Origin of the sequence: Segatella baroniae B14 (assembly GCF_022024235.1) — a bacterium.
GTDB lineage: Bacteria > Bacteroidota > Bacteroidia > Bacteroidales > Bacteroidaceae > Prevotella > Prevotella bryantii.
Map to the genome: position 1 here is coordinate 2,412,439 of NZ_CP091799.1, position 11,516 is coordinate 2,423,954.

An 11,516-nucleotide genomic window follows, 5' to 3' on the forward strand; every position below is an offset into this window, starting at 1 on the left:
TTATTGTTTTATAAACATATACTGGCCAGTAATATCGTTCAAGTATACTTTATATGTACCAGCCTTGAATGGAATATTAGAGCCTCCATTTGTTCCTGTACCATAAGGGAAGCTGCTTGAACCCCAACTGGAATCCCATGTTCCATTAGCGGCAAACTTACAGCCATCAGAGCTGGCAGCGTCAGCGTTATAAGTTACAGTAGTTGTCCAGTCATGGTTTTCTACGGAAGAATTGAGTGGTGACATAACATTACCTGTAACTTGATTCCATTTATTTTCAGAGCCAGGGATAGCCATAGAGGTAAATACTTTAGGAGTACCGGTGTAAGCTTCAATCTTGATGGCATTATTGCAAGAAGCTTCAGCGGCTATACCAGCAAGAGCCTTGGTATCGATAGTAATGGTGTAAATACCGTTAGTAGGGACACAGATATTAGAAGAACCACCATTATTCTTAACAAGGTCGACACCACCATCAGAGGAACCGATCTGATCATTCCAGGCACCAGGAGTCTTAACGAGTTTAAAGCCGTCTGTGGTAAGATAACCTGTCCAAGAAATGACACCCTGACCGGTCTTAGAATCATATTCATTACCTGCGATAGTATACATAGGGATTACCTGATCTGCTTTCCAAGAACCATCACCAATACAGCTACCGATGAGATACCAAAGTTCTGGAGCTGCATCCTGTAATTCTACATAGTAAGGTGCAACATTGAACGATACAGCGTTAGAGTAGATGGTATCGCCTGCATATACGGCATACGCACGAGCATAAACCTTAAGATTAGCAGGAACTTCATCTTCTTTGTATTGTTTGATTTGCTGAATAGCTTTATCGATATCGACCGCTTCTACAGAGGCATTACATGTACTCGTGGCTAAGCCTACATTGGCATAATCGGCCTTTAAAGTACCCGATTTGTCTGCATTGGCTTCATCTGTAGAAACTGTCCAACTATTGTCAGGTGAGAACTGTACTTGATATTCTGCAGCTGCAGGGTATCCATAAGCAGGCTGCGACCATGTAAAGTCGAGAGCCGATGATGTTGCCAAATCTATTGTCTGGGTAGAATACGTAGGTACATTCATGGTAAAGGTAGTAGGTGATAAGAGAACGGGATTGTTCTCACGATCGTCACTACATGAAGCCATAACAAAGGTACCGCATAGCAACAGTATAGTTGATTTTAATATATTTTTCATTGTAATTCTTTTTTTTATGAAATCGATATAGATTAATACCCTGGATTCTGGGTGATAGTAGAAGTAACCTGTTCTGCTGGGATAGCGAAGATATTCTTGTCTGCGCTAAAGTTACGACCAGCTTTAGTACCGCCTTTATAGCTCCAGTTATAATTGTTATTACCTCCGAAACGACCGAAACGAATCAAAGTAGGACGACGAAGTCCCTCGAAGTAGAACTCGCGGCTCCACTCATCACAGAGTTCTGAGAGTGTATAGCCTGCCTTCTGTTCTGCATGCGCACGAGCACGAAGTGCATTGACAGCCGCTACACCTTCAGAGGTAAGCGTTCCACCATTGGCGCGGGCTGTAGCTTCTGCGTAGGTAAGATATGCTTCTGCTTTGCGGAAGAGGAAAAAGTCTGTGTCAGGATAGGTATCATTGTGACCTGCAGAACCATCGGTCTTAAAGTTTATCCATTTTGCTACGGCAAAACCATCAGTGAAGGTTCCAAGGCAACCGTCACCATTGTCAAGTTTGCGATCTTTGCCATCAAAGATAGCACGATCGTCACCTGCAGCTTCTGGCATTTCTGTACAGCTGACATTTGGTGCATCATTATTTGGAAAGAACTTGTTGATTAAATCAGTACGAGCTCGGTTACCGCCCCAGGTCTGACCGGTACCATTGGTAGCATCTTTGGCATAGGTACCAGAAACGTCTGCATTCATATTACCATCGAAAGTAGATGCCATCAGGAACAATGTACCAGCCCACGAGGTTGTAGTAGAACCATCTTGTCCGATACGGAAAATACCTTCTTTAGCTGCAGAAGTCTCACCATTGTCGCCCATAAACAACATCTGATATGCGCTCCATTTTCCACTACCAGTAGTATTCAACTGATAATCAGAATCGATTACTTTTTTTGCATATTCTGCTGCTTTAGACCACTGCGCTGTGCCTGTGTAGACCTCTGCATTGAGATATAAGCGAGATAGAAGCATCCATACTGCTGCTTTGTCTGCGCGGTAGTAGCCTGCATCAGAAGAATTCTTGGCTTTAGCTTCAGACATTTCAGGTTCGATTTCGAGAAGCTCGGACTCCAACCATTCATACATTTCAGCGCGGGTCTTACGTGTTGGATTTGTTAATTCTGTGGCAAAAGGTATATTGCCAAAAGCATCCATCAGAAAATAGTATTCCAAAGCACGAATGAAGCGAATTTCTGCAGTTTTTGTAGCATCTTCTGCGCCACATTCATTGATATATTGATTACAGTAAGAAATACCTGTAGTAAGGCGGGCATATAAACCATTCAGCATAGGATGGCTAGCATCGTAGGTATTATAGCAGTATTGGCGTATACCATCATCTCCCCAGTGGCAGATAGCTTCGTCGGTTGTCAACTCGTTGGAATTCCACAACTGGCGAACGAAGCCTGATGTTCCACCATCCAAGCCATCAATATCACATTTGTCATCACCTGTGCTATTACCGGCCATAGCTAAGTTTGCATAGCATTTGTTAAAAAGTGCGTATGATAGAACTTCTGTGTTCATATTAGGGTTGATAGGTGTTACGTCCAAATCACCCGTACATGATGTCGTGCTCAAAGATAGAGCTATGACAGCTACACTAAGTAGACTTTTTATATTTTTATTCATGATTGATTTCGCTAAAAAGGTTAGAAGTTAAGATTCAGACCAACGATAACAGAGAATGGGCGTGGATAGATATTGTTGTCGTATCCATTGTAAACTTCAGGATCCAGACCGTCATACTTGGTAATGGTAAATACATTAGAAGCAGTTGCGTAGACACGTCCACTCACTCCATGCCAATTGCCTGATTTGAAGAGCTTATCGAATGTATAGCCTAAAGTGATGTTCTCCATTTTTAAGAAAGAAGCATTGTGAATCCAACGGTCTGAAAGAATAGCTGATACGTCATCGGTCTGCCAATTGTCGAGTACGGCATCAGAAGTTTTATTAATCAAGAAGTTGGTTGATGCCCACAGAGCATTAGCACTTACATTGTGGAATCCCTGACTTACAGCATCATAAACATAGTTACCAATGTTACCGCGCATAGAGAAACTGAAATCCCAGTTCTTATATTCTAAGCGAGAAGATAAACCAACGGTAATTGGTGCTGCTGGACTTTTATAGAAGTAACGGTCATCATTGGTAATCTGACCATCACCATTACGGTCTACTACTGCATTCTCAATAGCCTTTCCATTTTCGTCGTATGCTTGCTGGAATACCCAGAAGGAGTTCATAGGATGACCTACCTGATTGTATTCTAAGTATTTATCTGTACCAATTTTTATATTGGTATTAGCAACAGGACTTCCGTCTGAACTTGTGCCTGATAAATCAGTAATAGTGTTAGCATTATAAGTAAAGTTAGCATCAATAGTCCAATACCAATCTTTACTTTGAATAGCCTTCCAACTGATTGCAGCCTCGACACCAGTATTTTTCATAGAACCGATATTTTGCCAAGCCTGATTGCGGAAAGCAGAGAGTGCTTCTGTTGGAGCGTAGTTCAATAGGTCTGTAGTTTCACGATAATACCAGTCTATAGTACCAGAGAGACGCTGATTGTTAATACCCCAGTCTAAACCTAAGTTATAAGTAGTTGTGGTTTCCCATTTCAAATCAGGTGTATAGTTGTCTGGTCTGTATAGTACACCATCGCCATCTGCATAATAGTATGCTCCCGTACCAGTGTTAATGGTGTAAGTAGGAATCCATGCGTAATCATTATTGACATCTTGCTGACCTGTTTTACCCCAACCAAGACGAAGTTTCAAGTCTGACAACCATTTTATCTCCTTGAATTTGTTTTCTTCATTGATTTTCCAAGCGAAAGCAAAAGATGGGAATACAGCCCAATGATCCTTAAAGCGTGAAGAACCGTCATCACGGACAGTAGCAGTTACATAGTAACGATCCATAAGACTCCAGTTGGCACGTCCGAAGAAAGATACTAGATAGTTTTCTGTTTTGGTAGCATAGTTGGATTCATTGTATTTCTGACCAGCTAGACTGTTGCCTTTGGCATCAGTTAATGTGCTATTTATGCCGTAATATCCCCAGTAGTTATTTCTAGTACTACTCCAGAAATGTTGCCATTCGTAACCAGCCATGATATCAAAGTGATTTTTGGCCTTATCGTTAAAGTCGTGGAAATATTGAGCATATGTACTTAAAGAGAGGTTTCTCTTCAAAATAGATTCCCATCCATAATTTCCATAGTATGCATTATTATTATTTTGGAAAGATGGTGAATAGTCTGTAGTCTGTTTACCCTTAGCAATATCGGCACCTAAAGTAGCATGAAGTCTCAAATCCTCAAAGCCATGTACTTTGTAATCGAAGTCGGCACTACCGATAAACTCACGGCTGTTAGCACGGTCGTTTTTCTCACTGAGTACAGATAGTGGGTTCTTGGTTGCCAATTCATTATAAGTATAAGGCCATGTCGGATCACCATAGTTACCCGATTTTGGCCATGCAAAAAAGCCATTGAAATTGTTAAGCAGACCTGTCAGATTATCACCGTAAGTAGTTTTGTGATAATTTGAGGTATAAGAATACGGATCCTGTGTAGGGTCCATGTTTACAGCTGCACTGATTGCATCAGTATCTGCATACTTGCTATGAGCATACATTCCCTTAGCATTCAGGTTGATGTTTAAGTGATTATCCAGCAAAGAAGGATTCAAGTTGAATGAAGCTGTGTAACGCTTGAAGTCAGAAGTCTTCAAGATACCTTGCTGATCAGTATAGCCAAGAGGTACACGATAAGGCAAATAAGCACCTGCAGAACCAGAAATAGTTACACCATGATCTTGACTAATAGCAGTGCGATAAATTAGATCCTGCCAATCTGTATTAGCTGTACCCAATGCATTATAAGCATCAGAGTTTTCTCCCCATTTTTCTTTAATTAAAGCGCGGAATTCATCACCATTGAGTACATCAACAGTTTTCTTTTTCATACTGATGGTCATGCTTCCATTGTATGAAACTTTTACACCACCTTTATGCCCTTTTTTGGTAGTGATGATAATAACACCATTAGAGCCACGAGAACCATAAATAGCTGTAGCAGAAGCATCCTTCAAAATGTTGAAACTCTCGATATCTTGAGGATTGATAGCTGAGAGAATATTGGAAAGACCTTTTACACCGTTATTATCAATTGGTACATTGTCAATAACAATCAGAGGGTCATTTGAAGCGTTAAGTGAAGAACCACCACGAATACGCATGGTCGTAGCACCACCTGGTGTACCATCGTTGCTCGTTACACTTACACCGGCAACCTTACCGGCAAGCATATCCTGTGCATTGACAACAACACCTTTATTTTTACCATCAGGTTTTAAGGCTGATACAGAGCCCGTCAAGTCAGATTTTTTCACGGCACCATAACCGATAACAACAACTTCGTTTAGTGTCTTGTCGTCAGCGGTAAGAGTAATGACTTGATTTTCGCCTGCTTTTACTTTCATAGGTATCATGCCTACATAAGTAATAGTAAGCTCAGTTCCCTTAGGGACGTTTACAGAATAGTTACCGTCGAAATCGGTTACACCTACAGCTTTACCGTTAGCCATGATTGTTGCACCGATAACAGGTTCTCCAGTAGCATCCTTAACTTGTCCTTTTGCAGTATTAGATTGTGCAAGGGCTGTAGCTGAAAGGAATATTCCACTAGCAATAGCGAAACTCCTTAGAGGCAATTTGAAATTTACCTGCTTCATTTTGCTTTGATTTTTTAGTTAACGTATTATTGTTTTTAGTTATTATTCTGTATTTAATAGGCCTGGACATAGATAAGCGTCGCATAAAGATAGTATATATATGTCTCGCTAGGTTCTGGCGGTATGTCCTTTTGGCATAATATTTCGATGCAAATATATACTAATTAACGATTGTTTGTTCTCTTTCAATATTAAAACTGCATCTTAATTTGCGCAAACGTTTGCGCACTTTTCCTTTTCAATTTAATATCCAATAAAAACGACATATCTTACTTTTGTATATCTTTGCATGGAATGCTATAAAAAGTATTTTTTGCTCACATAACCTATGAAAGAACAATCGCCTATAACAATGAAAGATATAGCTCGCGAACTGCATGTATCAGTCGCTACCGTTTCGCGAGCATTGAAGGATAGTCCCCGTATCAGTAAGGAACAAAGGGATCGTATTCAAACTTATGCACGTGAGCACAATTTCTATCCGAATGTGATAGGTGAAGCGCTCCGTCTTAGCAAAATTATGCCGATGAAGATTATTGGTGTGATTATTCCAGAATTTATCCATTATTATTTTGCTTCTATTCTGACAGGCATCGAAGAAGAGGCTAGTGCTAGAGGGTATCGTATTATGGTGGCCCAAAGTGATGAGCGCTATGAGCGTGAGGTGCAAATATGCGATTCTTTTTATAAAAATAAGGTTTGTGGTATCATTGTATCACAAGCTAAAGATACAACGAAGCATGACCATTTTCAGAAACTAATAAATAGTGGTGTACCTTTGGTTTTTTATGACCGCATTTGCACGGGAGTAGACTGTTCTCGTGTAGTAGTCGATGATTATATGGGCGCTTTTACAGCTGTAACACATCTTATTGATACTGGGTGTAAACGTATTGCATACTATGGCTCTTCTATGACGATGGAAATTGCTAAGAATCGTTATAATGGTTATAAAGATGCTTTGTTGCAGCATGGTCTCAAACTGGACGAAAGTTTGATTCATATCTGTGATAATCGTGCTTCGGCAGAAGCGATTACGCCAGATCTTCTATCGAAAGAGAATCGTCCAGATGCATTTTTTGCTATCAATGATGATACGGCTATAGGTATTCTCTATACAGCTAAACGCATGGGGTTTCGTATACCTGATGATATTTCCATTTGTGGTTTTACTAATGGTAATCGTGCTAAGGCTTGTGACCCGATGCTTACTACTGTTGAGCAACGAGGTACACTGGTTGGTGAGGAAGCTGCCAATATTTTGATAGGTCATGTAGAAGGATCTATTCCTAAAGATAAAGTTGAAAAGAGAGTGGTGCGTACTCGTCTCGTGATTCGTGGCACTACTCGATAAATATAGTAGTTTCTCTTGGAGAAAAATGTTGTCTTAAGCAATCTAAAACAAAACCTATATGAAACAAAAACCTAATATGAGTTTCTGGAAGCTGTGGAATTTGAGCTTCGGATTCTTTGGCGTACAAATTGCATACGCTTTACAGAGTGCAAATATTTCTCGTATATTTGCAACTTTGGGTGCAGACCCACACAATCTGAGTTATTTTTGGATTTTACCTCCATTGATGGGTATTCTTGTTCAACCGATTGTTGGTGCATGTAGTGATAAGACTTGGTGCAAATTAGGTCGACGTATTCCTTATCTTTTTGTAGGCGCAGCAGCTGCAGTATTGGTGATGTGCCTGTTACCTAATGCAGGTTCGTTTGGTATGCATGTTTCAACGGCCATGATTTTTGGCTTGTGTGCTTTAATGTTTTTGGATACTAGTATTAATATGGCCATGCAACCATTCAAAATGCTAGTAGGTGATATGGTTAACGAAAAACAGAAAGGATTGGCTTATTCGATACAAAGCTTTCTTTGTAATGCTGGTAGCCTTGTAGGATATGTGTTCCCATTTGTGTTTACCTATATCGGAATTTCTAATGTCGCTCCTCAAGGTGTTGTACCAGATTCTGTGATTTATAGTTTTTATATAGGTGCAGCGATATTGATTATCTGTGTGATTTATACCACACTAAAAGTAAAAGAGTGGAATCCACAGGAATATGCAGAATATAATGGTTTAAAAGAACCTTTGAATGCTGAAAAAGTTAACTTGGTAAGTTTGTTAAAGAAAGCACCTTCTACTTTCTGGAAAGTGGGACTTGTACAATTCTTTTGCTGGTTTGCCTTTATGTATATGTGGACTTATACGAATGGTACTGTCGCTGATAACTGTTGGGGAACAACAGACGTAGCCAGTAAAGGTTATCAGGAAGCAGGAAACTGGGTAGGTATACTTTTTGCAGTACAAGCTATTGGCTCTGTAATTTGGGCTGCAGTGTTACCGCAGTTTAAAAATCGTAAATTCGCTTATGCGTTGAGTCTTATTCTTGGTGGTATCGGCTTTGCCTGGACAGCTTTTATTCATGATCAGTATTTAATGTTTGCTCCATTTGTGCTCATCGGATGTGCTTGGGCCGCTATGTTGGCCATGCCATTTACTTTTGTTACCAATGCCCTCCAGGGATATGGTCATTTGGGTACTTATTTGGGACTATTTAATGGTACAATCTGTATCCCTCAGATAGTTGCTGCCATTGTGGGTGGCATCTTATTAAATATGGTCGGTTCTGTACAGAGCAACATGATGATTTTAGCAGGTATTCTGCTTATTTTGGGTGCGCTGTCTGTAAGTATTATTAAGGAAAAATAGACATGTGGTACAGCTTCTTTTGTTTAGTAAAAGAATAGTGTGCAATCGTTAGCGCACGAATTCTCAGAAATCATGTAAATTGTGCAAACAAGTTATTAGATTTTTTTACTAACTTAGCAACAAAATTAATAACTAGTCTATGAAAATAGAATTCAATATAGCTTATCAGACCGTCTTCGGAGAAGAATTGGTGCTGAATGTAATAAACAGTAATGCCAAAAGCCAATGTAGATTGTCAACATGCGATGGACTCCATTGGAGTGGTTCTATTAAAGGTAGTCATAAGGAGTTAAAGATATTGTCTTATTATTATAGTGTAGTAAGAGGAAATCAGGAGGTGCGATCTGAATGGAAATTGGCTCCGCATATCTTGAAATTGTCTTCTTTGAAAGGCGAGCACTATGTTACTTACGACCGATGGAATGATATTCCTGCTGATTCTTATTTATATTCTTCAGCTTACACTGATTGTATTAACCATATTGTGTTAGGAGAAGAACCGGTTCATGCTTATCCAAAGACCGTAAAGATAAAGGTTCATGCTCCACAATTGCGTGAGAATGAAGCTTTATTTCTCTGTGGAAGTATTGAAGCTTTAGGAAAATGGAATGCTGATAAAGCTATTCCTATGGCTGAGCATAATTATAATGAGTGGGTAGTTGACCTCAATGTTGAGGCTTTGAATACTTATCATCTCGAATTTAAGTTTATTGCAAAGAATAAGAAAGCTGATTATAGTCCTTTATGGGAAACGGGGTATAATCGTACCATAGATTTACCAGAAATGAAGGCTGGTGATGTAGAAGTGTATGAATTAGACCAAGCTTTCTTCGAAATATACGATCGAAAATTGGCTGGTACTCTTGTGCCTGTATTCTCGCTTCGTTCAAAAACAAGTTTTGGTGTCGGTGATTTTGGTGATTTGAAGAAGATGATTACTTTTGTGGCACAGACCCATCAGCGAGTTCTTCAAGTGTTGCCAATCAATGATACGACAATAACGCATACATGGACGGATAGTTATCCCTATAGTTGTATTAGTATCTTTGCTATACATCCGCAATATGTTGACTTTACAGTTTTACCATCATTGAAGAATGTAAAGAAGAAAAATGACTTCGAGAAACTTCGTGAGGAATTGAATGCTCTGAAGCAAATAGATTATGAACGTGTGAATGAGGCTAAAAATGAATATCTTAAGGAACTCTTTGCTCAGGAGGGAGAGAAGGTCCTTAAGTCTACCGACTTTAAACAATTCTTCAAGGAGGCTGAATGGTGGTTAGTGCCTTATGCGCAGTATAGTTATTTGAGGGAAGAGTATGGTACTGCTGATTTCTCTACTTGGCCAGACCATCAAGTTTGGAATGAGGCTGATCGAGATATACTAGTAGATCATAAATCGCAAGCGTATCAACATGTAGCTTTTTATTATTATGTGCAGTTTATCTTGAATCGACAGATGCAAAGCGTACATGAATATGCTAAATCAAAGGGTGTTATTCTGAAAGGTGATATCCCTATTGGGGTAAATCGATATGGTTGTGATGTCTGGATGGAGCCAAAATATTTCAACTTGAATGGACAGGCAGGAGCTCCACCTGATGATTTCTCCGTCAATGGCCAAAACTGGGGTTTCCCAACCTATAATTGGGATGAAATGATTAAGGATGGTTGCGTCTGGTGGGTTCACCGTTTCCAGAATATGTCGAAGTTTTTTGATGCTTATCGTATCGACCATGTACTTGGTTTCTTCCGCATATGGGAGATACCTGTTAATTCCGTTCATGGTTTGTTAGGTCAGTTTGCTCCATCATTAGGGATGACCCGTGACGAAATCGAGGGATATGGACTTCATTTTCAGGAAGAACAGTTTACTAAACCATTTATTGCAGACTGGGTGGTAGAGCGTATTTTCAAAGAACATGCGGATGAAGTCAAAGCCAAATATCTGAATCGTGTACATGATGATATTCTAGAAATGAAACCAGAATACGATACTCAGCGTAAGATTGAGGCGATATTTGAAGGTAAAACTTCAGATCAGGATATCTGGATTAGAGATGGGTTATACTCACTTATTAGTGATGTACTCTTTATACGTGACAGTAAAGATCCAAACAAGTTTCACCCACGAATCTCGGTGCAGTTTGATTTTGTTTATGAAGCACTTTGGGATAATGACAAAGCCGCATTTAATAAGCTTTATAATGATTATTATTATCGTAGAAACAATCAGTTCTGGTATGGTGAAGCTATGAAGAAATTGCCTAGACTTGTAGAGGCTACTCGTATGCTTGTTTGTGCAGAAGACCTGGGAATGGTTCCTGATTGTGTGCCATGGGTAATGAATCAGCTTCGCATTTTAAGCCTAGAACTACAGAGTATGCCAAAGGACCCTACCGTTAAGTTTGGGCATTTGAGTAGAAATCCATACCGTTCGGTATGTACAATATCTTCTCACGATATGCCAACATTGCGTCAATGGTGGGATGAAGATTGGGAACGTACTCAAGAATACTATAATACGATGTTGCATCGTGAGGGGCCTGCACCACATCCACTTCCAGGATGGCTGGCTCGCAATATTATCAGTCGCCATCTTGCATCACCTTCTATGCTCTGTGTTTTGAGCATTCAAGACTGGATGGCTATCGATGAAAAACTTCGTTTGGCAGACCAAAATGCAGAGCGAATCAATATACCGGCTAATCCACGTCATTACTGGCGTTATCGTATGCATGTGAATATTGAGGATTTAATAAATAACCAAGATTTCTCGCATTGTGTATCAGAATTGATACTCGAGGCTGGAAGAAAGTAACCTTATAACACAA

General features: G+C 39.8%; 6 protein-coding genes. 3 read left to right on the top strand and 3 right to left on the bottom strand.

Annotation, left to right across the window (positions count from 1 at the left end; translation table 11 throughout):
- The 3 genes from L6469_RS10155 to L6469_RS10165 are packed head-to-tail and all read right to left on the bottom strand — an operon-like array spanning window position 1 to window position 5,968.
- The gene (locus tag L6469_RS10155; RefSeq protein ID WP_006282876.1) at window positions 1–1,209 is read right to left on the bottom strand and encodes a SusE domain-containing protein; all 1,209 of its coding nucleotides are present in this window, start codon (window positions 1,207–1,209) and stop codon (window positions 1–3) included.
- 32 nt (window positions 1,210–1,241) lie between these two features.
- The gene (locus tag L6469_RS10160) at window positions 1,242–2,855 is read right to left on the bottom strand and encodes a RagB/SusD family nutrient uptake outer membrane protein (RefSeq protein WP_006282877.1); all 1,614 of its coding nucleotides are present in this window, start codon (window positions 2,853–2,855) and stop codon (window positions 1,242–1,244) included.
- A 20-nt stretch (window positions 2,856–2,875) separates the two neighbouring features.
- Window positions 2,876–5,968, bottom strand: a complete 3,093-nt coding sequence (locus tag L6469_RS10165) for a SusC/RagA family TonB-linked outer membrane protein (protein ID WP_237851081.1) — start codon at window positions 5,966–5,968, stop codon at window positions 2,876–2,878.
- A gap of 328 nt (window positions 5,969–6,296) precedes the next feature.
- Here L6469_RS10165 and L6469_RS10170 point away from each other — a divergent pair, with 328 nt between their 5' ends.
- The 3 genes from L6469_RS10170 to L6469_RS10180 all read left to right on the top strand — a co-directional run bounded on the left by L6469_RS10170 (window position 6,297) and on the right by L6469_RS10180 (window position 11,503).
- Window positions 6,297–7,322, top strand: a complete 1,026-nt coding sequence (locus L6469_RS10170; RefSeq protein ID WP_006282879.1) for a LacI family DNA-binding transcriptional regulator — start codon at window positions 6,297–6,299, stop codon at window positions 7,320–7,322.
- A gap of 58 nt (window positions 7,323–7,380) precedes the next feature.
- A complete protein-coding gene (locus tag L6469_RS10175; RefSeq protein ID WP_006282880.1) occupies window positions 7,381–8,682 on the top strand; it encodes an SLC45 family MFS transporter in 1,302 nt (433 codons plus the stop codon).
- A gap of 139 nt (window positions 8,683–8,821) precedes the next feature.
- On the top strand, window positions 8,822–11,503 hold the full coding sequence (locus L6469_RS10180) for a 4-alpha-glucanotransferase (RefSeq protein WP_006282881.1): 2,682 nt from the start codon (window positions 8,822–8,824) through the stop codon (window positions 11,501–11,503).
- Window positions 11,504–11,516 lie beyond the last annotated feature (13 nt).